Annotated in this window: 24 protein-coding genes, 1 tRNA gene and 1 riboswitch; of the genes, 10 read left to right on the top strand and 15 right to left on the bottom strand. The window is 71.9% G+C overall.

Annotation, left to right across the window (positions count from 1 at the left end):
- Positions 1–178: 178 nt before the first annotated feature.
- A complete protein-coding gene (gene fdhD / locus IE195_RS07485; RefSeq protein WP_191269096.1) occupies positions 179–1,006 on the bottom strand; it encodes a formate dehydrogenase accessory sulfurtransferase FdhD in 828 nt (275 codons plus the stop codon).
- Between the two features lie 193 nt (positions 1,007–1,199).
- Positions 1,200–1,266, top strand: a riboswitch (guanidine-III (ykkC-III) riboswitch).
- 31 nt (positions 1,267–1,297) lie between these two features.
- Between fdhD and IE195_RS07480 the strand changes: the two genes are divergently transcribed.
- On the top strand, positions 1,298–1,612 hold the full coding sequence (locus IE195_RS07480; protein ID WP_191268783.1) for a DMT family transporter: 315 nt from the start codon (positions 1,298–1,300) through the stop codon (positions 1,610–1,612).
- Positions 1,613–1,662: 50 nt separating this feature from the next.
- On the opposite strand, the gene IE195_RS07475 is transcribed toward IE195_RS07480, so the two are convergent.
- The 8 genes from IE195_RS07475 to IE195_RS07440 all read right to left on the bottom strand — a co-directional run bounded on the left by IE195_RS07475 (position 1,663) and on the right by IE195_RS07440 (position 9,269).
- Positions 1,663–2,181: a DUF2087 domain-containing protein gene (locus IE195_RS07475; RefSeq protein WP_191268781.1), complete on the bottom strand. Its 519-nt coding sequence runs from the start codon at positions 2,179–2,181 to the stop codon at positions 1,663–1,665.
- A 96-nt stretch (positions 2,182–2,277) separates the two neighbouring features.
- Entirely contained in the window at positions 2,278–3,090 is an 813-nt protein-coding gene (locus tag IE195_RS07470; RefSeq protein ID WP_191268779.1) for an HAD family hydrolase, read from the bottom strand.
- A gap of 74 nt (positions 3,091–3,164) precedes the next feature.
- Entirely contained in the window at positions 3,165–4,061 is an 897-nt protein-coding gene (locus IE195_RS07465; protein WP_373295641.1) for an STM4011 family radical SAM protein, read from the bottom strand.
- Between the two features lie 47 nt (positions 4,062–4,108).
- The gene (locus tag IE195_RS07460) at positions 4,109–5,533 is read right to left on the bottom strand and encodes an STM4012 family radical SAM protein (protein ID WP_191268775.1); all 1,425 of its coding nucleotides are present in this window, start codon (positions 5,531–5,533) and stop codon (positions 4,109–4,111) included.
- Positions 5,530–6,378 carry an STM4013/SEN3800 family hydrolase gene (locus IE195_RS07455; protein WP_191269094.1) on the bottom strand — a complete coding sequence of 283 codons (849 nt, stop codon included), beginning with the start codon at positions 6,376–6,378 and terminating at the stop codon, positions 5,530–5,532. Before IE195_RS07455 ends, IE195_RS07460 begins: the two co-directional genes overlap by 4 nt.
- Positions 6,379–6,400: 22 nt before the next feature.
- On the bottom strand, positions 6,401–7,642 hold the full coding sequence (locus IE195_RS07450; RefSeq protein WP_191268773.1) for an STM4014 family protein: 1,242 nt from the start codon (positions 7,640–7,642) through the stop codon (positions 6,401–6,403).
- Positions 7,639–8,721: an STM4015 family protein gene (locus IE195_RS07445; protein WP_191268771.1), complete on the bottom strand. Its 1,083-nt coding sequence runs from the start codon at positions 8,719–8,721 to the stop codon at positions 7,639–7,641. Before IE195_RS07445 ends, IE195_RS07450 begins: the two co-directional genes overlap by 4 nt.
- An 83-nt stretch (positions 8,722–8,804) precedes the next feature.
- Positions 8,805–9,269, bottom strand: coding sequence for a helix-turn-helix domain-containing protein (locus IE195_RS07440; RefSeq protein ID WP_191268769.1), 465 nt, complete (start codon positions 9,267–9,269; stop codon positions 8,805–8,807).
- Positions 9,270–9,326: 57 nt separating this feature from the next.
- Between IE195_RS07440 and IE195_RS07435 the strand changes: the two genes are divergently transcribed.
- From IE195_RS07435 to IE195_RS07425, 3 genes are all read left to right on the top strand, one after another.
- The gene (locus IE195_RS07435) at positions 9,327–9,917 is read left to right on the top strand and encodes a class I SAM-dependent methyltransferase (RefSeq protein WP_191268767.1); all 591 of its coding nucleotides are present in this window, start codon (positions 9,327–9,329) and stop codon (positions 9,915–9,917) included.
- A gap of 130 nt (positions 9,918–10,047) precedes the next feature.
- The gene (locus IE195_RS07430) at positions 10,048–10,839 is read left to right on the top strand and encodes a class I SAM-dependent methyltransferase (protein ID WP_191268765.1); all 792 of its coding nucleotides are present in this window, start codon (positions 10,048–10,050) and stop codon (positions 10,837–10,839) included.
- A gap of 114 nt (positions 10,840–10,953) precedes the next feature.
- Positions 10,954–12,192: a phospholipase D-like domain-containing protein gene (locus IE195_RS07425; protein ID WP_191268763.1), complete on the top strand. Its 1,239-nt coding sequence runs from the start codon at positions 10,954–10,956 to the stop codon at positions 12,190–12,192.
- A 53-nt stretch (positions 12,193–12,245) separates the two neighbouring features.
- Here the strand turns inward: IE195_RS07425 and IE195_RS07420 are convergent, their stop codons facing one another.
- Together IE195_RS07420 and IE195_RS07415 are read right to left on the bottom strand one after the other, a co-directional pair.
- Positions 12,246–12,503, bottom strand: coding sequence for a hypothetical protein (locus IE195_RS07420; protein WP_191268761.1), 258 nt, complete (start codon positions 12,501–12,503; stop codon positions 12,246–12,248).
- 296 nt (positions 12,504–12,799) lie between these two features.
- Positions 12,800–12,872, bottom strand: a tRNA-Arg gene (locus IE195_RS07415).
- Between the two features lie 476 nt (positions 12,873–13,348).
- Between IE195_RS07415 and IE195_RS07410 the strand changes: the two genes are divergently transcribed.
- The gene (locus tag IE195_RS07410) at positions 13,349–14,404 is read left to right on the top strand and encodes a M15 family metallopeptidase (protein ID WP_229826109.1); all 1,056 of its coding nucleotides are present in this window, start codon (positions 13,349–13,351) and stop codon (positions 14,402–14,404) included.
- Between the two features lie 110 nt (positions 14,405–14,514).
- Here IE195_RS07410 and mscL read toward each other — a convergent pair whose 3' ends face one another.
- The 4 genes from mscL to IE195_RS07390 form a co-directional block, all read right to left on the bottom strand.
- The gene (mscL, locus tag IE195_RS07405) at positions 14,515–14,922 is read right to left on the bottom strand and encodes a large conductance mechanosensitive channel protein MscL (RefSeq protein WP_191268757.1); all 408 of its coding nucleotides are present in this window, start codon (positions 14,920–14,922) and stop codon (positions 14,515–14,517) included.
- A 78-nt stretch (positions 14,923–15,000) separates the two neighbouring features.
- Positions 15,001–15,657: an SAF domain-containing protein gene (locus tag IE195_RS07400; protein ID WP_191268754.1), complete on the bottom strand. Its 657-nt coding sequence runs from the start codon at positions 15,655–15,657 to the stop codon at positions 15,001–15,003.
- A gap of 196 nt (positions 15,658–15,853) precedes the next feature.
- Positions 15,854–16,246, bottom strand: coding sequence for an FmdB family zinc ribbon protein (locus IE195_RS07395; RefSeq protein ID WP_191268752.1), 393 nt, complete (start codon positions 16,244–16,246; stop codon positions 15,854–15,856).
- Between the two features lie 271 nt (positions 16,247–16,517).
- On the bottom strand, positions 16,518–17,141 hold the full coding sequence (locus IE195_RS07390; RefSeq protein WP_191268750.1) for a 5-formyltetrahydrofolate cyclo-ligase: 624 nt from the start codon (positions 17,139–17,141) through the stop codon (positions 16,518–16,520).
- Positions 17,142–17,312: 171 nt separating this feature from the next.
- Here IE195_RS07390 and galU point away from each other — a divergent pair, with 171 nt between their 5' ends.
- The 5 genes from galU (at position 17,313) to IE195_RS07365 (ending at position 21,722) form a co-directional block, all read left to right on the top strand.
- Positions 17,313–18,254 carry a UTP--glucose-1-phosphate uridylyltransferase GalU gene (gene galU / locus IE195_RS07385; RefSeq protein ID WP_191268748.1) on the top strand — a complete coding sequence of 314 codons (942 nt, stop codon included), beginning with the start codon at positions 17,313–17,315 and terminating at the stop codon, positions 18,252–18,254.
- A 112-nt stretch (positions 18,255–18,366) separates the two neighbouring features.
- Entirely contained in the window at positions 18,367–19,593 is a 1,227-nt protein-coding gene (gene glp, locus IE195_RS07380; RefSeq protein ID WP_191268746.1) for a molybdotransferase-like divisome protein Glp, read from the top strand.
- 143 nt (positions 19,594–19,736) lie between these two features.
- Complete coding sequence (gene moaC, locus IE195_RS07375; RefSeq protein WP_191268744.1) at positions 19,737–20,240, top strand: cyclic pyranopterin monophosphate synthase MoaC; 504 nt, start codon at positions 19,737–19,739, stop codon at positions 20,238–20,240.
- Positions 20,233–20,742: a MogA/MoaB family molybdenum cofactor biosynthesis protein gene (locus tag IE195_RS07370; protein WP_191268742.1), complete on the top strand. Its 510-nt coding sequence runs from the start codon at positions 20,233–20,235 to the stop codon at positions 20,740–20,742. Before moaC ends, IE195_RS07370 begins: the two co-directional genes overlap by 8 nt.
- Positions 20,743–20,996: 254 nt before the next feature.
- Entirely contained in the window at positions 20,997–21,722 is a 726-nt protein-coding gene (locus IE195_RS07365; RefSeq protein WP_191268740.1) for a GNAT family N-acetyltransferase, read from the top strand.
- The last annotated feature ends 229 nt before the right edge of the window (positions 21,723–21,951 follow it).

Raw genomic sequence — 21,951 nt, 5'->3', positions numbered from 1 at the left:
CGACGAGCGGCTCCGTGGTGCGACGAACGGTCGCCGGACGGTCATCCCCTTCTTGCGCTGATCTTGCTACCAGGAGCAAGTTCGGCGCCGAAATCGCCCCTGGTAGCAAGATCACCGAGGAGGAGAGCCCCCTCGCGCCGGGGCCGTGCGGGGTCGGTCGGCGCCTACGCCAGGGCGCCTACCCCAGGAGGACGCGGTGCCTTCCGGCGTAGACGTTCATGGAGCTGCCGCGCAGGAAACCGACGAGGGTCAGGCCCGCCTCCGCGGCCAGGTCGACGGCGAGGGACGAGGGGGCCGAGACGGCGGCCACCACGGGGATGCCCGCCATCCACGCCTTCTGGACCAGCTCGAAGGAGGCGCGCCCCGAGAGCATCAGCACGCTCTCGCGCAGCGGCAGCCGCTCCGAGCGCAGCGCCCACCCGACCAGCTTGTCCACCGCGTTGTGCCTGCCCACGTCCTCGCGCAGGGCGAGCAGCTCCCCGTCGGGGGTGAAGAGCCCGGCCGCGTGCAGGCCCCCGGTGCGGTCGAACACCCGCTGTGCCTCGCGCAGCCGGTCCGGCAGCACGGCCAGGGTGTCCGCGCCGACCCGCGGGCCGTCCCCGCCCACCGGCCAGCGGGCCCTGGTCCGTACGGCGTCCAGGCTCGCCTTGCCGCACAGGCCGCACGAGGAGGAGGTGTAGAAGTTGCGTTCCAGCGAGGTGTCGGGCCGGGGGACACCGGGGGCCAGGGTCACGTCGAGCACGTTGTAGGTGTTCGACCCGTCCTCGGTGGCCCCGGCGCAGTAGCGGATCGCGGCGATCTCGTGCCGTTCGGCCACCACGCCCTCGCTGACCAGGAACCCGGCGGCGAGGTCGAAGTCGCTCCCGGGGGTGCGCATGGTGATGCTCAGGGGGTCGCCGTCCAGCCTGACCTCCAGGGGCTCCTCGACCACGAGCGTGTCCACCCGCTCGCTCGCCGCCCCGTCCCGGATCCGCAGGACCCGCTCGCGTACGGTGACCCGTCCCACCCTCACCACTGCCTTCCGGTGTCCTTACTGCTCTCCTCACCCATGATGACGCGGAGCGGCCGTGCGGGCGGCGGCCGCCCCGCCGCACCGACGGCCCGACCCAGCTGCCCCGGCCGCTCGGGGTCCGGGCGCGCGGTGTCCGGTGGCCGGCGTCTCCACCGCACCCTGAACTCCCGGCCCGCCGGAGGTGTTGTATGTTCCGAGGACCTGAGGACCCCGGACGAGGTGCGCCGTACCCGGTCAGGACAAGACGGCGCGGACACTGTTCGCACGTCTTGGAGGTAACGGGTCATGGCATGGATCGTTCTGGTGGTCTCCGGCCTGCTGGAAACCGCGTGGGCCGCCGCGCTGCACGCCTCGCAGGGCTTCACCCGCCTCTGGCCGTCGGTGGCCTTCCTGGTCGCCCTCGCCCTGAGCATGGCCGGTCTGGCCTACGCCCTGCGCACCATCCCGCTCGGTACGGGTTACGCCGTCTGGGTGTCCGTCGGGGTCGTGGGTACGGCGCTCGTCGGCATGTTCTTCCTCGGTGAGGGCTTCAGCGTGCCCAAGGCCCTGTGCCTGATCGCGATCGTGGCGGGCGTGGTGGGCCTCAAGGTCCTCGGCTGACCGCTTCCGGCCGCGGAGCGGCTGCGGGGAAACGGTCCCGGCGCCGGGTCTCACCCGTGGCTCCTGGTCAGGCGGTACACGCTGCCGTCGTCCTCGCGGTCGAGGAAACCCTCCTCGACCAGGTAGCGGCGCATGGCGGAGTGGTCGTCGAAGCAGGTGCGGATGGCCGCGTTGACCTCCTTCTCCGTGTACTCCTCCCCCGGTGCGAACAGCCGCCCGCTGATCCGCTCCAGTACCGCCAACCGTAGTTCGCGCCTGGCCGGCATCGTGGTGAGGCGCCCCTGGCGGAAGAGCGCGTCCACCGGCTCACCCGTCCTGTTCTCGTCCCGGTGGGAGCGCATGGCCGCGGCGAACACCTCGGTGACCGCCACCAGCCGCACGTCCCCCGCACCCGAACCCTCCTCCCGGACCAGGCCGTCGCGCACCAGGCGTGCCAGGCGCTTGGCGGCCCTGGCCCCCTGGAGTTCGGCGGCGTCCAACCCCCCGGGCCCGGCGGTGACGATCCGGGCGTACAGCGCGAGCCGTTCGGGTGCGGCGAGCGAGGAGACGAGCTGGGTGGGGTGCGGCACGGCGGGGTCCTCGAAGACTCGGGAACTACTGGTCCCTGCCACGTTAGGCGCCGCACCGCCGCCGCAGCCAACGATTACCAGTACGGCGAGCTACGGTCAGGCCCGCTCCAGCAGGTCCTCCACCACGCGGCCCACACCGTCCTCGAAACTGGAGGGGGCCACCTTCAACCCCAGTGCGGGGTCGAGCAGCTCGGGGTGCCCGCTGGACATCGCGTACCCGGAACCGGCCCAGGTCAGGGCGGACCGGTCGTTGGGCATGTCACCGAAGGCCACGACCTCCTCGCTGGACACGCCCCAGCGCTCGCACAGCATCGCGAGCGTGCTGCCCTTGTTCACACCGGGGGCACTCAGCTCCACGAGCCCCGCGCGGCCCGAGTAGGTCGCCTCCGCGAGCGGCCCCACCGAGGCCACCGCCGCCTCGTACATCAGGTGCACCGGGTGTGTGCTGGAACGGGCGATGAGCTTGGTGACCGGGGTCGCGGCCTCCAACAGGGCGTCGGTGTCGTCCAGCACCCCGCTCACCCAATCACGCGGTACCCATGGCTCCAGGTGGTAGTCGGCGTCGTGGTAGAACCCCGCGCCGGTCTCCACGCCGAAGCCCAGTTCGGGCAGGGCGCCCCGGAGTTTGGCCACGATCGTTCCGGAGGTGTCGCGGTCGATGGCCCGCACCAGCGGCGACGGCTCCCCCGGCAGTCGGGTGTGGGCGCCGTTGCCGCAGACCACGGCGGCGCAGTCGAACATGTCGGCGAAGGCCTCGGTGGTGCGCGGCGGACGGGCGGTCACGATGACCACCTTGATCCCGGCCTCCACGGCGGCGGTCAGGGCTCGGCGGTTGCGGTCGGAGACCTCACCGCTCCGGCCGAGCAGGGTTCCGTCAAGGTCGGTGGCGATGACTCTGGGAAGGACCATGGGATGGATTATGTCGTCCGGAGGCGACGGTTTCGATGGGTTTTCGGGGTTCGCGGGCGAGGGCCGGCGGGAGTTCACCAGCCGCCCGTGCGGGCCGGGATCCGCTCGATCACCCCGCCCCGGAACACGTCGTACAGGTCCAGGGTCTCCAGGTGCACGTAGCCGATGTGGCAGTCGCAACTGGTCAGCGGGCACGGAGCCGGCCCCAGGCGGTCCGCGAAGGACCCGTCGTAGAGGTTGCCCAGAGGGGTGTCCACGAAGTGGCAGCGGCGCACGTCGCCGTCCCCGTTCACGGACAGCACACTCTCACCCGTACGACAGGGCAGCCCGCGGCTGGGGTGCGGCAGGCGGCTGTAGTGGAAGTGCGGGTCGATCTCCTGCCAGGAGGCCGCCTCGGCGTCGGTGTAGGTGGCCCCCTCGGCGGCGTTCACCCACAGGTACACCCCCTCGGGCAGGTCGGCGCGCATCCGCACCGCCGCCTCCAGGTGCTCGGGCTGCCCCACCACCCCCACGCTGAACCGGATCCCCGTCGCGGAGAGCTCGCGCGCCTTGTCCAGGAAGCGCCCGTGGCTGACCTCACCCGGGTGGTAGGTGGTCCACAGGGCCACCGAGTCCCGGTCGCAGTCGGCGAGCCAGGCCGTGCGCCCGCTCAGGTTGGTCTGGATCGCCACCCGCTCCACGTGCGGCAGGCGGCTCAGCCGAACCATCGCCCGTCGGTACCAGGAACGGGTCAACCCCTCGCCCCACGGGGTGAACAGCACCGAGAACCGGGTGCCGGGGGCCTCCTCGGCGCGGGTGGCCACCCAGTCGGTGAACCGCTCCAGGGCGGCCCGGTCCGCGCGCAGGGTCTCCGGGCTGTCCCGGCGCTTGGCGAAGGGGCAGTACGGACAGTCGTAGTCGCAGCTGGCCAGCGGCCCCCGGTACAGCAGGGTGAGGTGCGCGGGCAGGGCCCGCGCCGTGGCGGGGCGCACGAGCGCGGGATCGGGAAGATCGACGGGACCGCAGGTGCTCACGCGGCTCACCCCGCCTCGTACTCGGCCATCAGCCGGTTCACCCGGGCGGAGAAGAAGTCCGGGCCGATCGCGTCCGAGTGCGCCAGCCCCTCCTCGGTGAGCCGGAGCAGCCCGGAACTACCGGAAGCGGAGGCCCCGGCGCCCCCGACGTCCTGGGCGTCCTGGATACCTTTCCCGATCCCGTCTCCCGGCTCCAGCCAGCCGCGTTCGGCCAGCGCCGCGAACTCGACGGGGAAGTCCGACACCGGGTGCGCGGCGAACCGGGCCGTGTAGTCGGCGACCGCCAGCCCTTCCACGCGCAGCAGTGACTGCAACACGTGCCTCCGGCGGCGCTCCTCCCCGTCCAGGGCGAAGCCGACCTCGGCGTGTGCGAACTCGGCCGCGTCGCGCCCCACGTAGTCGGAGATGATCGACCGCACCCTGCCCACGCCCACCGCGTAGTCGAAGGAGTAGTGGGTCGAGGCGGTGTAGGAGCGGGCGCCGCAGCCCAGACCGATCATGCCGTCGGTCTGGCAGCAGTAGTCCGGGGCCCCGGCCGCCGCGCCGTGCCCTGCGGAGTCGGGGGCGTCGGCCCGCCGGAACATGCGCATGGACACCTGCTCGTAGCCGCGTTCGCGCAGGTGGTCGCGGCCCTGGCGGTACAGCGCAAGCCGGTGGTCGTCCCAGGCGCGGGCGCGGCGGCCCAGCCCGGTGAGCGGTCGCACGTACAGCGGGTAGAGGTAGATCTCCTCCGGCTCCCAGGACAGCGCGGTGTCCAGGGAGTACTCCCAGGTCTTCGGGGTCTGCCGTTCGATGCCGTAGATGAGGTCCACGTTGAGGCCGGCCCGGGCGTGCTCGCGGATGTCGGCCAGCGCGCGGTCCACCTCCCCGCGTTTCTGCGGGCGTCCGGCGGCGTGCGCCTCGGAGTCGACGAAGCTCTGCACGCCCATACTGATCCGGGTCGCGCCGCGTTCGTCCAACACCTGAAGGCGGTCCGGGGTGGCGGTGGCCGGTGAGGTCTCCACCGACACCGGGATCGTGGTGAGGTCCACCCCGAAGGAGCGTTCGATCAGGTCGTAGACCCGCACCAGCTCTTCGGCGGTCAGGTAGGTGGGGGTGCCCCCGCCCAGGGCGGCCCGGGCGAACGAGGCGCCGGCGGGCAGGGCGGAGGCGACCGTCCCGGCCTGGCGCTCCAGGGCGTTCAGGTAGGCGGTGACCTGCTCCGCCGGGGGAGTGGAGCGGGTGAAGAGGTTGCAGAACCCGCAGCGCATCTCGCAGAACGGGATGTGCGCGTACAGCGAGAGCGAGCTGACGTCCTCCTCCCGCCACAGGTCGGCCAGGGCGGGCCGCTCGGTGAAGGGGCGGTAGGCGCTCTTGTGCGGGTAGGCGTACACGTACGAGCGGTACGGGGAGTCCGCACGGACGGGTTCGGCCATCGGGATGACGCTCATGCGTCCTCCTTCTCGGGCTGCTCGGATGCGGGCTCGGCGCCGTACCCGCGGGGGAGGACGGCGTGGGTGTAGGGGACGGTCCAGACGGTCTCGTGGCCGATCCGGTGGCCGGTGTAGCCGTCCTCGCCGTAGGCGGTGCCGTGGTCCGAGCACACGATCGCGAAGCAGGGACGGCGGGCGGACACGGCGGACAGCAACGGGGGGAGGTGGCGGTCGACGTACTCCAGGGCCGCCGCGTGGCTGGCCCGGGTGTCCCCGTCCTCCCTGGTCGCGCCGGGCAGGTGGAACCAGTTGGGCTGGTGCAGGGCGGACACGTTGAGCAGCAGGAACAGGGGTTGTTCCGCGGGGGTCGCGGCGGCCACCTCGACGGCGCGGTCCACCTGGTTCTCGAAGGAGCGCGGGTCGGCGACGCCGAAGGACTCCTCCCAGTGGCTTTCGGCGAACAGGTCCGGCAGCACCGAACCCAGCTCCGACCTGCGGTTGAAGAAGCCCGTACCGCCCACACAGGCGGTGTGGTAACCCGCCCGGGCCAGGCCGGAGGCGAGGTCGGGCGCCTCGAACGTCCAGGTGCCGGGCGCGGTGGAGACACTGCCGGGGAAGGACGCGGCGAACAGGCGCGGGTGCGGGCCGGGTGAGGCCGGGGTGGGCAGGAACCCGGCGAGCATGGCCAGATGGGAGGCGTAGGTGAAGCTCGCGGGGGAGTGCCGCTCCTCCCAGCCGCCCTCGGGCAGCAGCCGGGCCAGGTTCGGGGTGCGTCCGGCCCCGGCGAGCTCGACCGCGACGTCGTGGCGCAGGGTGTCCAGGGTGAGCAGCAGGATGTCGTGCGTGCCGACCACGGTGTTCATGTCGGGCTGCGTCAGACCTGCGTCAGCGCTGGGTCTGGCGGTGCTGGTGGTGTCGGTGTTCATCGGGTTTCCGTGGGAGAGGGCGGACCGGAAGCGGCCGGGAGGCGGGACGGGACGGGACGGGCGGGGGCACGGGGAAGCGACCCGTCGCGAGGGCGTGCAGTTGTTCGGCGTGGGTGCTTCGGCCCTCGTGCAGGACCCCGGGCAGGAGGTCGCCGAACGCGTTGACCTCGCAGACCGTGAACTGCCGCCAGCCGGGCGAGGCCATCAGGTCCACCCCGGCGTGCAGGGTGCCGGGGAAGACCGCCGCGGCCGCCTCCGCCGTGGCCATGGCCTCCCGCCAGACCCGAGGACCCACGCTTTCCCGCAGGGCCGCCAGGTCGCCCCGGGCGTTGCCCAGGTGCAGGTTGGTCATGGGGGAGCGGGAGGAGCGCACCACCACGTGGGTGGCGCGCCCGGCGACCACCAGGACGCGCAGGTCCACCACGCGTCCGGCGAAGCCCGCCTTGGGCACCCAGCGCTCCACGTGCAGGCCGTCGGGGGCGAGCGCGTCCACGACCGCCGCCACCTCGGCCCCGGTGGTGTAGGTGCGCAGGCGCAGGGAGTTGTACAGCGCCACCGGCCCCTCGCCGTCCCGCACGAGGTCGGCCGAGGTGACCGCCCTGATCCGGCCGCCCGAGCCGGTGGCCAGCGCGACCACCCCGGAGGCCGAGGAGCCGTGCGCGGGTTTGACGAACACCCTCGACCAGCGGTGCTCGGCCATCGTCGCGCGCAGTGGGTCGTAGCCGGTGACCGGGCCGGGCAGGGCCGGGGCGACCGGAACCCCCGCCGTGGCCAGCCGGGCGTGGCAGCGGCGTTTGTCGCACAGGTCGGCCAGGTCGCCGGTGTCCTGGACCAGGTGTGCGCCGGGGGTGGCCGCCACCGCCTCGGACAGGCGTCCCAGGGCGCGGACGAACCCCCGGTGCTGGTCGGCGGTGCCCTCGGCGCGGTGGAGGTCGGGGTCGTGGGACCAGCCGCGAAGCAGACGGGCGGTGGCGGCGTCCTCGCCCGCCGAGTCCACCCGGACCAGGGCGCCCTCGGGCAGGGTGACCGGTCCGGCGGCCGGATCCGCGAGGTTGCGCCAGGGGAGCGCGACCGGATCGGCGAGCCCCGCGGCCCGAGCGGCCTCGGTGAACAGCGCCGGACGGCGGTTGCCCGGCACGCACACCACGACCAGCGGCCGGTCGAGCGGGGGCGGAGGGGCCGGGGGCGGATCCGGGCTCACTCGCCGACGGCCGGGTAGTAGTCGTAGTCGTCCTCTTCCTGGTCCTCGGTCTCCCCGTCGTCCTCGCCGTCCCCCTGTCGGTCGGAGAGGTCGACCCGGACGCCCGCTCCGGTGAGGGCGGCCCGCACGCGTTCGGTGCTCTCCTCGCCCAGGTAGTGGTGGTGCAGGTCCAGGCTCTCCAGGTGCGCGAACACCGGCACGGCGGCCAGCAGGTGCTCGGCGTCGCGGTTGCGCAGGGAGCCCAGGGACAGGTCCAGGGAGGACAGGCGGGCGGTGACCGGGGCCCCGGCCAGGGCCCGCACCCACACACCGGTGCGCTGGGAGTTGCGCAGGCCCAGGTGGCGGAGCTCGGGGAAGGCCTTCCCGGACAGCAGGGGCGCGAGGTCCTCGGGGGTGGCGTCGCCGCCGTAGTCCTCCACGCCCAGCCACAGCTCCAGGCGTTCCAGCGCGGGCAGCCCGGACGAGAGCACCTCGCGGACCACCCGGCCGGGCAGGCCGCCGCTCTGGAGGGTGAGCGAACGCAGGGCACGGTGTTCGGGAACGTGCAGGGAGAGCGTGCTGGCGCCCTGGTAGGTCTCACCGACCCCGCGTACGGTCAGCTCCTCCAGGCGGGGGTAGGCGGCCAGGAGGGGGGCGAGGTCGCACTGCTGGATCCAGGAGATCTCGTTCTCCTCGAAGGTGACGTCACCGACGAACAGTGAGCGCAGCGCAGGGAAGGCCTCGGCGTGCCCGATCAGAGCGTCCCGGAGGCCGCGCGAGGAGAGGTCGCTGCCGTCACTGAACCCCCAGTCGCCGATCACCAGGGCCGTCACCCGGGTGGTGTCCACCTCCTCGACGAACCTGGCCAGGTAGGAGACGAACTCCTCCCTGTAACTGCTGAGCCGCAGCCGCCACGCCACCGAGTCCGGCTCCTTCGCGGCCTCCTCCATGCGGCCTCGGTGCGGGGTCGAGGCCGGGGGCTCCTCCCCCGCCCTGCGCGCCCTGTAGGCGGCCATCCGGAGGAGGTTCTCCTCCGCGCCCGCGTCCAGGAACTCGACCACGGGGAGCCCGGCGTACTCGGTGAGGTGTTCTCGGATCATGGCTCTCTTCTTCTGTCCGGCGGGCGGGTGCGCGACATGTCTAGCAGTGGCTGGGGACAGGACGCGGAACGCACCGCCCCGCCCTACTCCCCGCCGGTCCCCGAAGTCTCCACCGTGCCCACGGCGGCGGTGTCCTCCAGGATCCCCCGTGCTCCCGGGCACTCCAGAAGGTTCGGGTGCCGGCAGACCATGCCGTGCTCCAACATCTCCATGGCCTCGCGCAGCTGCTCCATGCGCTGGGCCAACTCCGCAAGGTGGGCGCCGAGCAGGGACCGCAGGGTCTGCTGGTCCGGGGCGTTGAGTGCCTCGCGGATACGCGCCAGGCTCATCCCCGCCCGTTGCGCCCGCAGGATCAGCTCGACCTGGCACCGCTGCTCGTCCGTGTAACGCCGCTGTCCGCCCGTGCGCCGGGCAGGTTCGAGCACACCCACCGACTCCCAGTGCCGCAGAACGTGTGTGGCCAGCCCGAAGGACCGGGCCAGCTCGCCGATGGTCAGTTCCCCGCCGGAGCGCCCGTCGACCGGTCGGCTCCCGTTGCTTGACTTCATGTCCACATGAACTTCCAGACTGGGGCTCCTGTCAAGGGACGACTCGAGGAGGCCATCGTGGACGAGAGAACCGAACAGGTGCGCAGGAGGTACGACCGGATGTCCGGCGGTTACGACCGGGGTGAGTCGTTCCAGCGGTTCGTGGTCGGCGGCGCCCGCTCCCGGCTGTGCGGCCGGGCCGAGGGGAGGGTCCTGGAGGTGGCCGTCGGCACCGGCCAGAACCTGGGGTACTACCCGCCCGGTGTGGAGATCACCGGTGTCGACCTGAGCCCCGGCATGCTCGCCAGGGCCAGGGCCCGTGCGGCCGGGCTCGGGTCGCGGGCGGAGCTGGCCGAGGGCGACGCCCATGACCTCGCCTTCGGCGACGGGTCCTTCGACACCGTGGTCTGCACCATGGCGCTGTGCGAGATCCCCGACCAGCGGCGGGCGCTCGCCGAGATGCGCCGTGTGCTCCGGCCCGGAGGGCTCCTGCTGCTGATCGACCACATCGAGTACACCCGCTGGCCCTTCCGGTTGAGGGAGGCGCGCAGGGAACGGCCGCGCCGCCTGCCGAGGGCCGTCGCGGCGGAGGCGGGGTTCGAGGTCCGGGAGCACGGCCGGACCATGCTCGGGTTCGTGGAACACGTGGTCGCCCGCCGGAGGGGGTGAGCGGGTCAGGGCGGGACGAAGCGGGAGGGCGGCGGGGTCCGGCGGCGGGCTCGGAGCGTTGGCCGACGGGAAACCGGGCGGGTCGGCGGTGCGGCAGGACAACGGGGGCGGCCGGTGTGAAAGTGGTTTCATGGCTACCCACAGTGAACTCCGTGACTTCTGGGAACACCGGCTCGAAGACGACTGGACCGAGAGCGGTGTCGGCTACCGGGCCCTGGGGCGGCCCTTCAACAGCTGGATGTACCGGGTGCGCGAGGAGGTCTTCCTGCGCGAGGTCGGACGGCTGGGGCTGGACGGGGCCAGCGTGCTCGACGCGGGCAGCGGTACCGGTTTCTACGTACGCCAGTGGGACCGCCTGGGCGCCGGGGACGTCACCGGCTGCGACATGACCGACGCCGCCGTCGAACGGCTCCGCGGGCGCTTCCCGACCCACCGCTTCGTCCGTCAGGACGTGTCCGAGCTGGACGCCTTCGAGGACGCCGGCTTCGACGCCGCCTCCTGCATGGACGTGCTCTTCCACATCACCGACGACGACCGCTACGCCGCGGCCCTGCGCAACCTCGGCCGGGTGGTGCGTCCGGGGGGCACCCTCGTCATCTCCGAGAACTGCCTCCAACGCCCCGAGCAGCGCGGCGAACACCAGGTCAACCGGACGCTGGAGACGATCTCGGCGCTGGCGGACAAGGCCGGGTTCGACATCGTGCGCAGGGTTCCCATGCTGGTGCTGATGAACGCCCAGGTCGACGCCTCCCTGCCGTGGCGCAAGGTGTGGGGAGGCCTGCTGCGCGCGGCCACGGTCACCGCCCCGACGGGATGGCTCGCCGGGGCCCTCCTCTACCGGGTGGACCGGCGGCTGGTCCAGGGCCGAAGGGAGAGCCCCACGACCGAACTGCTGGTGCTGCGGCGACGTGCGCGGGACTGAGCGGTTCGTGCCCGGTACCGGGACGCGTGCCGGGTTACGGTGGAGCTCCACCTTGTGCCGGGGTGGCCGCTACGCACGGGGCCGTAGCGGACTTCCTGTTCCGGAGGCGACCGCATGTTGAGACGTTCGACCGTCACTACCTGGGCCAAACGGGGGCTGCTGGGACTGTTGGCCACCCAGGTGGCGGTGGTGGCGGTCCTCGTGGGGGTCGACCACTGGCGCAAGAGGGTGCGCCCGCACCGGGTCAACTTCCCCCGCACCGAACCGGCCTCGATCCCGGTCGGCGAGACCACCGCCACGGTCTACACCTACGGGGAGAACCTCTTCGAGGACATGCTCGACGCGATCCGCGGGGCCCGCCGCCGGATCCTGTTCGAGTCCTACATCGTCAAGTCCGACGCGGTGGGCCGGGAGTTCAAGGCGGCGCTGATCGAGGCGGCCGAACGGGGCGTCGAGGTGTACGTCGTCTACGACGGTTTCGCCAACCTCGTCGTCCCGCGTTCCTTCTTCCGGTTCCCGCCCCCGGTGCGGGTCCTGCGCTACCCGGCGTTCCGCCCGGGGGTGCTGCTGCTGAACGTGCGCAAGTCCGGCCGGGACCACCGCAAGATCCTCTCCGTGGACGGCCGGATCGGTTTCGTCGGCGGGTTCAACGTGGGCTCCACCTACGCCATCGAGTGGCGTGACACCCACCTGCGGCTCGTCGGCCCCGCGGTGTGGGAGCTGGAGAACGCCTTCGCGGACTTCTGGAACGCCAACCGGCACGCGGACCAGCCCGCCCTGGACAGCTTCGGCACGGCGGAGTGGGACTCGCGCATCCGGGTCCACCGCAACGTCCCCGAGCTGCTGATCTACCCGATCCGGGCGATGTTCCTGGAAGCTGTGGACCGCGCCAGGGACCGGGTGATCTTCACCCAGGCCTACTTCATCCCAGACCGGGAGCTCGCCAACGTCCTCATCGAGGCGGCCCGGCGCGGTGTGGACGTCAACGTGCTCGTACCGGAGAACTCCAACCACGTCGTCGCCGACTGGATGGCGCGCGGCAGGTACTCGGAGCTGCTCAGGGGCGGGGTGCGGCTGTGGCTGTACCAGGACGCGATGGTGCACGCCAAGACCGCGACGGTGGACGGCAGGTGGAGCACGATCGGCACCGCTAACGTGGACCGGCTCAGCCTCACCGGGAACTACGAGATCAACGTGGAGATCTTCGACGAGGGCGTGGCCAAGCACCTGGAGACAGTCTTCGAGACCGACCTCACCAACGCCCGCGAACTCACCGAGGAGGAGTGGCGCGGGCGCCCGTTCGCGGCCAAGTTCAGCGAGATCGTCCTGGCGCCCTGGCGCGGTTTCCTGTAGACCCGCCGGCTCCCGCGGGCCCGTCGGCCCCGTGCCCTCCTCGGGCCGGGCGGCTAGATGTCGTTCGGGGACAGGCGTGGGAACTTCCGCGGGAAGAACACGTCGGGCTCGGCTCTGCGCGGCCGGGGCCCGCCCCAGTGCTGCGGCCCGGGCTGAGGGTCCTTCTTGAGCGCCCCCGAGATCGCCGAGGGCGAGCCGCCCCGCTGCCGGGCCCTGGCGGTCCGCGCCGGTTCCTGCTCCGGCTCCCGTGCCGTTTCCCGGCCCGGCCTACGCACCGGTCCCTCTCCTCCGGTCGCCTTTCCGTCGGTCACGTCATCTCCCCCCTGGTCAGCCTGGTTCCCATGATCGACGCAGAGGGCGCCCGAAGCCGGTCCCGACACGAGCGACGGGCGAACTCCGTCAGAATCCGCCCCGGAACCGTTCTGTGGACACCGGCACGGCGGTCGGGTGGCGGGGGCGGTTCGCCGGGGGAGAGCACCTGCGGCGAGGGGCTGGGGAGCGGCGCGCGGGCAACCGCGGCGACTTGACCGAAACGAGGGGGAATTCTGACCCGTGAAAGGACGTCGGGGTGCCCTCTCCGCGGAGAGGGCACCCCGACGTTCAGGCGCGGCCCCGGCAGGATTCGAACCTGCGACACCTGCTTTAGGAGAGCAGTGCTCTATCCCCTGAGCTACGGAGCCGTGGGTGCAGCCAGAACCGGATGTTACCCGGTTGCAGGGCCCACCCTAACCCAGGATGGGGATGCATGGGGTTCGGATTGGCGTTGCCCCCCTGCCAGCGAAGCCCCCGCGTGCGTGGCGGAGTACGCTGACCTACGATTGGTTGTCCTGGCAACGGTGTGATGTTGTTCATGTCGCGTGTCGCGATTATGGCTGCTTGCGTGCCTGGGTCACTGTTGGCGAATGGGTGCGACTGTCATCAGGACCCCGATGACCAGGTTTTCCGCCGGATATCGGGCGAGAGAGTCACAGGAGCGGGAGCCAACCGTCCTCAGGTGCGGCCGTCGGGCCGTATCGTCCAGTGTGTCCGCATGTGGACATGTAGTACGTTGCCTTGCGGCCACGAGTAGGTGTTCGAGGAAAATGCAGCCGGAGGATCATTCGTGCCGTTCACTTCTGATTCGGCGCGGCGGAGGTCCCGCGCACCGGGTAGCGGGGTGCTGACCGTTCTGGGGGCGCGCCACCGGGTCCGGATCGCGCAGGCGCTGACACTCGTGTTGGCCACCTCCCTGCTCGTCGTTCCCTGGTCCGACGCGGCGATCGCCCCGGCGTCGGCCGAGGCGAGCCTGGACGAGCTCCGTGAGAACGCGGAGAACTCCGCCGAAGCCCTGGAGGAGGCGACCGACGAGTACGTCGAGCGTGAGAACGCCCTGGAGGAGGCGCAGGAGGAGTTGATCTCGACCCTCCACGACCTCCAGCAGATCGAGGGCGACCTCAGCGACATGCGCGAACCGCTCGCCCAGTTGGCCAGCAGCATGTACCAGCGGCCGGACGCGGGCGTCCTCGGCACCCTGGCTGCGGGGGAGCTGGACGACGACCTCCAGACGCAGGCCTACGCGGCCAAGCTGTCCGAGGACAACCAGGCGCTCATCCAGGAGGCCACCGACCTGCGTGAGGAACAGGTGGGGCTGGCCGGTGAGGCACAGGAGCTCCAGACCTTCACCCAGCTCGAACAGGCCGAACTCGCCGCCGAGGTGACCGCGCTGCGCGAGCAGTCCGAGGCGAGCATGAACGAGCTCACCGAGGAGTTGGAGGAGCGGGGGCTGGACCCCGAGGCCTACATGGCGGCTGCCGACTGCGACCCGAGCGCCGCCTCCAACGCGGACGGCTACCCCAACGGGCTGCTGCCGCAGGACGCCCTCTGCTCGCTCTACGACGACAAGTTCCTCAGGGCCGACGCCGCCGTCGACTTCCTCCAGTTGAACGTGGAGTACGTCGAGGAGTTCGGCGAGAACATCTGCATCACCAGTGCCTACCGTGACCTGCCGAACCAGCACCGCGTCTACGCCGAGCAGCCGCCCGGGTTCGCGGCGGTCCCCGGGACCAGTAACCACGGTCTGGGCCAGGCGATCGACCTCGGCTGCGGTATCCAGAACTTCCGCTCGGAACGGTGGAACTGGATGGAGACCAACGGCGCCAAGTACAACTGGGTCCACCCCGCCTGGGCGAAGTCCAGCCCGTTCGAGCCCTGGCACTGGGAGTACGAGGGTTAGGGCGCGTTCACCGGAAGCGTCCCGGGCCGACGGTACCGTCGGCCGAACCGTCAGGGCGGCCCCGCGGGGCCGCCCTCGCGCGTGCGGGGCCGGACTCCCGGCCCTGCTCCCTAGACCGCGACCTCCGGGGCGACCTCACTGGTGCAGTGGGCGCACCTGGTGGCCTTCCTGTTGATCTCGGTGCAGCAGTGGGGGCACGGGCGGGTGACGGCCTCCTCCGCCTTGGCGAACCTCAGCATCAGCTTGCCCATGGGCATGACCACGAAGAAGTAGAGGATCGCGGCGGTGATCAGGAACGAGATCAGGGCGTCCACGAAGGCGCCGTACAGGAACTGGCTGCCGTTGATCTCGAAGTAGAGGTTCGCGAAGGTGGGGACGCCGCCGAAGACGCCGAGGAGCGGGGTGACGAACCCCTCGGTGAACGCGGAGATGAGGGTGGCGAAGGCGGCGCCGATGACGACCGCGACGGCCAACTGCACCAGGTTGCCCTGGAGCAGGAACTTCTTGAAGCCTTCCATGGAACTGCCCTACGTGTTCGTGGTTTCTGACGCGCCCGGTCGGGCGCCCCGACAGCTTTCACCACCTTTGGTGATCGGTCAACCGCAGATGGTGACTGACAGTCGTGAACCGGCTGCGTGGCCGGCCAGTGCCCTCGCCTCCTCCGGCGTGGCGGCGATGAGGATCAGCGCTCCCCGTTCCCCGCCCCCGTCGCCCTCGGAGGGCACCGCGAGCACGGGACGGTTCCCGACCACCTCGACCGCCGGACCAGCCCGGGAGGGCGGGCCACCCGACCCGTCGTGGCCCGAGGCGGCCAGCACGTCCACCCGGCTGCCGGGGGAGAGCAGGCCGACCGCGCCCGGGTCGGCCACCCGGACCGGGACCGCCACCAGACCGGGTCCGTAGGGGCGGGCAGGGGGATCGCTCAGGCGTGCGTCGGTGAGTACCTCGCCCCGCCGTAGCGGTGCGTTCGGCGCGAGCCCGGTGGGCGGCTCCTCCGCTGCCAGAGCCCCGTCCGGGACGGAGCGGTCCGGGAGGGAGCGGACGGTGAGGTCCCCCTCTGCCAGGTGCGCGGTGGCGTCGAGGTCCCGTGCGGCGACGAGGACGTCGGTGCTCGGTTCGGGGGGAGGCCGTAGGACGAGGACGGCACTGATCGCGGCCAGGGCGGTCAGCGCCGCGGCGGCGGCGCGCCGGTACCGGTCGAGCAGGCGGGCCAGGCCGCGCCGGTGCCGGTAGAGGGGCGGGGTGTGGGCCATGCCCGTAACGCTAGGCCGGGCCGGGGCGCTCCGGCCGGTTGTCCACAGGGTGAATTCTCCGGTGGACCCGGAACCGTGCCGGGGCCGTCCCCCGAACGCTGTGCGGACCGGTCTCGCGGTCCGCTGTCGGGCGGAGGCGGCAAAAAGCGCCGCCGAGGGGTCTCGGCGGCGCGTCCGCGGTCAACGGTGCGGTGGCTCAGCTGCTGGTCGCGGCGGTGCTGCCGCTGGTGCTCTTGCTGCTGGAACTGTCGCTGCCACCGGTGGTGGAGGCCGCGGGGGTGCTGGAGCCGGAGTCCGAGGCGGACTTGGCGGAGTCGGTGGAGCCGCCGTCCTTGCCCTCGGTGCCGCCCTTGCCCTCCGCGCCGCCTTCGGCGGAGTTGGAGCCGGTCATGGCAGAGCTGTTCGTCGTGCTCTTCCCGCTGTCGGTGCGGTAGAAGCCCGAACCCTTGAAGACGATGCCGACCGCGGAGTACACCTTGCGCAGGCGTCCCTCGCACTCGGGGCAGACCGTCAGCGAATCGTCGCTGAAGCTCTGCACGACCTCCATCTGGGCGTCACACTCGGTGCACGCGTACTGGTACGTAGGCACTGTTCCGGGTCCTCCTTGCTGGCACTCACACCCGTTGACTGCTAAATAGTACGCGTTCGCCGAACACGGGCGCGACAGCCCCTCACCCGTTCCGCGCCGACCCCGGTGCTCCGGGAGGCCGACCGCACGGCGGGCCCGGCGCCCGGGAGGGGCGGCCGGGGCGGGCGTACCGGTCGGGGTGTGGGGTCGCGGGCCTCTTCGGGACACGACCGCCAGCAACAACGCTGCAGGCGGTCGGCTTAATCCCCGCTCCGGCCCCGTCGGCACCGGCTCACCCGCCGGACCAGACCGCCGCGCCGGGCCCGAACACGTGCAGCCCGCCGCTCGGGGTCACCACCGCGTCCACGGGGCGGTCGTGCGGCTCCGTGGGCAGCTCTCCGACGAACTCCTCGTCGTGGACCACCGCGATCGCCGGGGTGCGCGGGCCCTTGTGGGCCAGGGCCCGGTCGTAGCAGCCCGCGCCGCGCCCCATCCGGTTCCCCTGCCGGTCCACGGCCAGCGCCGGGCAGACCACCGCGTCGGCGTGTTCCAGCGCCCGCGGCCCGTGGCGGTGCCCGACGGGTTCGACCAGGCCCCGCCCGGCCGGTGCGAGGCTGTCGGGACCGTCGAAGACCGCCCAGTCCAGGGAGCCGTCGGGGAGGAAGACGGGGAGGATGACGTGGGTGCCGCGTTTCCACAGCGCGTGCACCAGGGCGCGTGTGTCGGGTTCGCCGCCGACGGAGTAGTAGCAGGCCACGGTCGCGCCTTGGGCCAGCCAGGGCAGTTCCAGGAGGGTTTCGCGGACCGCCGAGCCCGCCCGCTCCCGCTCGGGCGCGCCCCTGGCCCGCCGTGCGGTGAGCAGGCGCGCGCGCAGCTCGCGCTTGTCCGGTCGGCTCCGACCGTTCGGGGCACTCATGGGCCCAGTGTGGCACCCGGTCCGGTCCGCTCCGAAGGGGCGCGGCCCTGCCCCGAGGGGGTGAACGCCCGGTTGCGTTTTGCACGCCTTCACCCGAAACGACGGGGACTTCTCGGCCATCGGACCGCGTTCGTCCACGTAAGCCGCTTCGTCTGTCCTAAAGTGCCGTTCATGAGCGCAGACACCGACCAGACGCGACCCCGTAACCACTCCGCCCCCGTCACCAAGGCGGTCGTGCCCGCGGCGGGTCTGGGCACCCGATTCCTACCCGCGACCAAGGCCACGCCGAAGGAGATGCTGCCGATCGTGGACAAGCCCGCGATCCAGTACGTGGTGGAGGAGGCCGTCGCGTCCGGGCTCCGCGACGTCCTGATGATCACCGGGCGCAGCAAACGCTCCATCGAGGACCACTTCGACCGGGCGTACGAGCTGGAGGAGGCGCTCGCGGCCAAGGGCGAGGAGGGCAAGCTCAGGTCGGTCCGAGAGTCCAGCGAGCTCGCCCAGGTCCACTACGTCCGCCAGGGTGAGCCCCGGGGACTGGGACACGCGGTGCTGTGCGCCGAGGCGCACGTCGGCGACAACCCCTTCGCGGTCCTCCTCGGCGACGACCTCATCGAGTCCGCGGACCTGCTCCGCCGGATGATCGAGGTCCGGGAGAGGCACGGCGGCAGCGTCGTGGCGCTCATGGAGGTGGAACCCGAACAGGTCTCCCTCTACGGCTGCGCGGCGGTGGAGGCCACCGGCGAGGACGACGTCGTCACCGTCACCGACCTGGTCGAGAAGCCCTCTCCCGAGCACGCGCCGAGCCGTTGGGCGATCATCGGTCGCTACGTGTGCGACCCGTCGGTCTTCCCGATCCTGCACACCACCCCGCCCGGGCGCGGCGGTGAGATCCAGTTGACCGACGCCCTGAAGGAGCTGGCCGGTACCAGTCCGGAGGACGGCGGAGGGGTGCGCGGGGTGCTGCTGCGCGGCAACCGCTACGACACCGGGAACAAGGCCGAGTACATCCGTACCGTGGTCGAGTTCGCCTGCCGCCGCCCCGACCTCGCCGACGAACTCCTGCCCTGGCTGAAGGAGTTCGTGGACCGTCAGGCACAGCTCCGGGGCTGAGACCGGCGGCCGGATCCGGGACACCCGCCCCCGGGGTGGTCACAATGGGACCGGAGCCGCCCGCCGTGACGGGTGGTGCGCTCCCCGCGCGTAACACGACCCGGAAGGATCCATGAAGAGCGTCGAACAGCACACCCTTGATCTTCTGGGGTTGGTCGCCACTCCCGAAGCCACCGAGCTGGACCTGCTCCAGGCGCACGGGACCGTGCTCGCCGAACCCGTGACCTCCCCGGTGTCCCTGCCGGGCTTCGACAACTCGGCCATGGACGGGTACGCCGTCCACGCGGCCGACCTGGCCGGGGCCACGGCGGAGGCTCCGGCCAGGCTGCCGGTGGTGGCGGACATCCCGGCGGGCGATCCGGAGCCGGCCGCGATCCGCCCCGGCCTGTGCGCCCGCATCATGACCGGCGCGCCCGTGCCCGCGGGCGCCGACGCGGTCGTCCCCGTGGAGTGGACCGACGGCGGCGAGGTCGAGGTGCGGATCGACCGCCCGACCGCTCCGGGCAGTTTCGTCCGGCGCCGTGGGGAGGACGTGTCGGAGGGCGAGACGGTGCTGCGGGCCGGGGCCCGTGTCGGCGCCGGTGAGATGGGGGTCCTGGCGGCCGTCGGGCGCCGTACGGTCCCGGTCCTGCCCCGGCCCCGCGTGGTGGTGCTCTCCACCGGCGAGGAGTTGGTCGAACCGGGCCGTCCGCTCGGGCCGGGCCAGATCTACGAGTCCAACAGCTACATGATCGCCGCCGCGGCCAAGGAGGAGGGCTGTGAGGTCCACCGCCACGGCTTCGTCGGGGACGACCCGGCCGAGGTCTGGGACACCCTGGAGGGGCTGTTGGTCCGGGCGGACGTCGTGATCACCACCGGCGGGGTGAGCATGGGCGCCTACGACGTGGTCAAGGAGGTGCTGACCCGGCAGGGCACCGTGGAGTTCACCCAGGTGGCCGTACAGCCGGGCAAGCCCCAGGGTTTCGGGACGATCGGTCCGGACCGAACCCCGATCATCACGCTTCCGGGCAACCCGGTGAGCGCGTTCGTGTCGTTCCAGCTGTTCGTGCGGCCCGTCCTGCGTGCCCTGCGCGGTCTGGCCCCGGATCCCCTCCCGAGCGTGCGGGCCCGGCTGACCACACCGGTCAGCTCACCGCTGGGGCGCCGCTCCTACCTGCGCGCCGTCGTGGCGGGTGCCGCCGGGCCGGACGCTGTCCCCGAGGTGTCCCCCGCGGTGCGGCAGGGTTCGCACCAGTTGTCCGCGCTGGCGGACGCCAACGGGCTGCTGGTGGTCCCGGAGGAGGTCACCGAGGTCCCGGCGGGCGCGCTGGCGGAGGTCCTGCTCCTGCCCGGCCGCTGAGCGCGGGGAGGGCGCCCGGCCGCTGAGCCGCTGTCGTAGCGGAACGGTAACGTCATCGTGGGACGCGTCACCCCGCGTCCCCGCGGTCGGCCGCTCCGGCGGGCCGCGAGCCCGCACCCGACGACGATGAGTGGTCCCACGCCATGACCGACAGCCCTCAGCCGGAGGCGCACCCCTCCGGCCTCACCCACCTCGACGAGTCCGGCGCAGCGCGCATGGTGGACGTCTCCCGCAAGGACGTCAGCGCCCGCACCGCCACGGCCACGGGCCGGGTGCTGCTGAACCCGGAGACGGTCGCGGCCCTGCGCGGGGGCGGGGTCCCCAAGGGCGACGCCCTCGCGGTCGCCAGGATCGCGGGGATCCAGGGCGCCAAGCGCACCCCCGACCTGGTTCCCCTGTGCCATCCGATCGCCGTGCACGGGGTCGACGTGGACCTGACGGTCGCGGACGGCGGGGTGGACGTCAGCGCCACGGTGCGCACCGCCGACCGGACCGGGGTCGAGATGGAGGCGCTCACCTGCGTCATGACGGCGGCTCTCGGTCTGGTGGACATGGTCAAGGCGCTCGACCCCGAGGCCGAGGTCACCGGGGTGCGGGTGGAGGAGAAGACCGGTGGGAAGAAGGGGCACTGGAGGCGCGGTGAGTGACACCGTTCACCGGGTCGCGGTGGTGACCGCCTCCAACCGGGCCGCGGCCGGGGTCTACCCGGACCGCTCCGGCCCGGTGGTGGCCGAGCGGCTCCGGGCCATGGGCTGTGAGGTGCTCGGCCCCTGGGTGGTGCCGGACGGTGTGCCGGTCGCCGACGCGATCGAGCGGGCCCTCGCGGAGCGGGTCGACGCGGTGCTGACCACCGGAGGCACCGGGCTCACCCCGCAGGACCTCACCCCCGAGGCGACACGCCCGCTGCTCACCCGTGAGATCCCCGGTATCGCGGAGGCGCTGCGTGCGGCGGGCCGGGAGAAGGGCGTGCCCACGGCGATCCTCTCGCGCGGTCTGGCCGGGGTGGCCGAACGCGCCGGACACCGGGCGCTGGTGGTGAACCTGCCCGGTTCCAGAGGCGGTGTGCGTGACGGGATGGACGTGCTGGAACCGGTTCTGGGCCATGCGATGGACCAACTCCGGGGCGGGGACCACCCCCGGGCCGAATGACACCGGACAATGACCGGAATCACATCCGGGGCATTCCGGGGGAAGGGAATTCCTTGACCTTCGGCCGGATTTCGGTGCAGGAGTGAATGGAGTTTGGAATCGTCCGATTCTTGTGCGGTGGGGGTGACGGCCGCCACCCCACACGGTCGGAGTGGAATACTGGAAGGCGTCACCGACGAAGGGTGCTCCTGCAGGCGCCAAGGGCCGGTGTCGCATCCGCGCAGGACGGTGCAGAGGGCCTCGGAGGGACGGACGTGAATCGCAGACAGGGGTGGCCCGCCACTCTTCAGGAGGGGCCGATCGCGCTTCGCCCGCTGCGCCTTCGCGACGCCCCCGTCATGCGGGAGACCAGGGCCCGCAACGCCGAGTGGCTGCGGCCCTGGGAGCCCACCTACCCGGAGATGCCGCTGCGCACCACCGGACTCACCCCCTACCTGGCGATGCTCCAGGCGATCCGCCGCGAAGCCCGCCAGGGCCTGTCCATGCCGTGGGCGATCACCTACCAGGGGCGTTTCGTGGGACAGCTCACCGTCGGCGCCATCGTCTGGGGGTCGGCCAGGTCAGCGCAGGTCGGATACTGGGTCGACAGCGCCTACGCAGGGCGCGGGATCACCCCGACGGCGGTCGCCCTGGCCGTCGACCACTCCTTCTTCAACGTCGGACTCCACCGGATCGAGGCCAACATCCGTCCCGAGAACCGCGCCAGTCGGCGCGTGGTCACCAAGTTGGGATTCCGGGACGAGGGCGTGCGCATACGCCAGCTCCACATCGACGGGGACTGGCGTGACCACATCTGTTACGCGCTCACCGCCGAGGAGGTCCCCCGGGGTGCCCTGCGGCGCTGGCACGACGGGGCGCCTTCCGGTCCGCCTGGTGAGGGGGGTTCCGGCCCGGGTTCCGCTTTGGGGCCACAGGGCCCAAACGGTGGTGGGGATGCGCGGGATCCGGCGCGGCCGTACCCGGGGCCGAACTGGTCATGACAGCATCACGGATGCCTTCGGAGCTTAAACCCCTCTTTAAGCACAATGATTCATTACTTTGCGTTGAATTGGCGCTGCGCTCCGCAGTCGGTGCCTGACCTGGTATTTCAAGTGGCAGGGTGCGACGACCGAAACTGATGGTCCACAATCTTGCGACACTCCGGTCGGAATGTGACGCATTTATGGACACGGGGTCGTACCGTGCGGAACATAGACGCATTGACGATGC

Origin of the sequence: Nocardiopsis terrae, from assembly GCF_014651695.1 — a bacterium.
GTDB lineage: Bacteria > Actinomycetota > Actinomycetes > Streptosporangiales > Streptosporangiaceae > Nocardiopsis > Nocardiopsis terrae.
The sequence above is the reverse complement of the archived record's forward strand: the minus strand, read 5'-3'. Positions and strand labels throughout refer to the sequence as shown.

Bases quoted from the DNA above. Each gene is read 5' to 3' on its own strand.
- IE195_RS07480 (WP_191268783.1), top strand. From the start codon at position 1,298: ATGGCATGGATCGTTCTGGTGGTCTCCGGCCTGCTGGAAACCGCGTGG.
- IE195_RS07470 (WP_191268779.1), bottom strand. From the start codon at position 3,090: ATGGTCCTTCCCAGAGTCATCGCCACCGACCTTGACGGAACCCTGCTC.
- IE195_RS07460 (WP_191268775.1), bottom strand. From the start codon at position 5,533: ATGAGCGTCATCCCGATGGCCGAACCCGTCCGTGCGGACTCCCCGTAC.
- IE195_RS07455 (WP_191269094.1), bottom strand. From the start codon at position 6,378: ATGAACACCGTGGTCGGCACGCACGACATCCTGCTGCTCACCCTGGAC.
- IE195_RS07445 (WP_191268771.1), bottom strand. From the start codon at position 8,721: ATGATCCGAGAACACCTCACCGAGTACGCCGGGCTCCCCGTGGTCGAG.
- IE195_RS07440 (WP_191268769.1), bottom strand. From the start codon at position 9,269: ATGAAGTCAAGCAACGGGAGCCGACCGGTCGACGGGCGCTCCGGCGGG.
- IE195_RS07430 (WP_191268765.1), top strand. From the start codon at position 10,048: ATGGCTACCCACAGTGAACTCCGTGACTTCTGGGAACACCGGCTCGAA.
- IE195_RS07425 (WP_191268763.1), top strand. From the start codon at position 10,954: ATGTTGAGACGTTCGACCGTCACTACCTGGGCCAAACGGGGGCTGCTG.
- mscL (WP_191268757.1), bottom strand. From the start codon at position 14,922: ATGGAAGGCTTCAAGAAGTTCCTGCTCCAGGGCAACCTGGTGCAGTTG.
- IE195_RS07400 (WP_191268754.1), bottom strand. From the start codon at position 15,657: ATGGCCCACACCCCGCCCCTCTACCGGCACCGGCGCGGCCTGGCCCGC.
- IE195_RS07390 (WP_191268750.1), bottom strand. From the start codon at position 17,141: ATGAGTGCCCCGAACGGTCGGAGCCGACCGGACAAGCGCGAGCTGCGC.
- galU (WP_191268748.1), top strand. From the start codon at position 17,313: ATGAGCGCAGACACCGACCAGACGCGACCCCGTAACCACTCCGCCCCC.
- glp (WP_191268746.1), top strand. From the start codon at position 18,367: ATGAAGAGCGTCGAACAGCACACCCTTGATCTTCTGGGGTTGGTCGCC.
- moaC (WP_191268744.1), top strand. From the start codon at position 19,737: ATGACCGACAGCCCTCAGCCGGAGGCGCACCCCTCCGGCCTCACCCAC.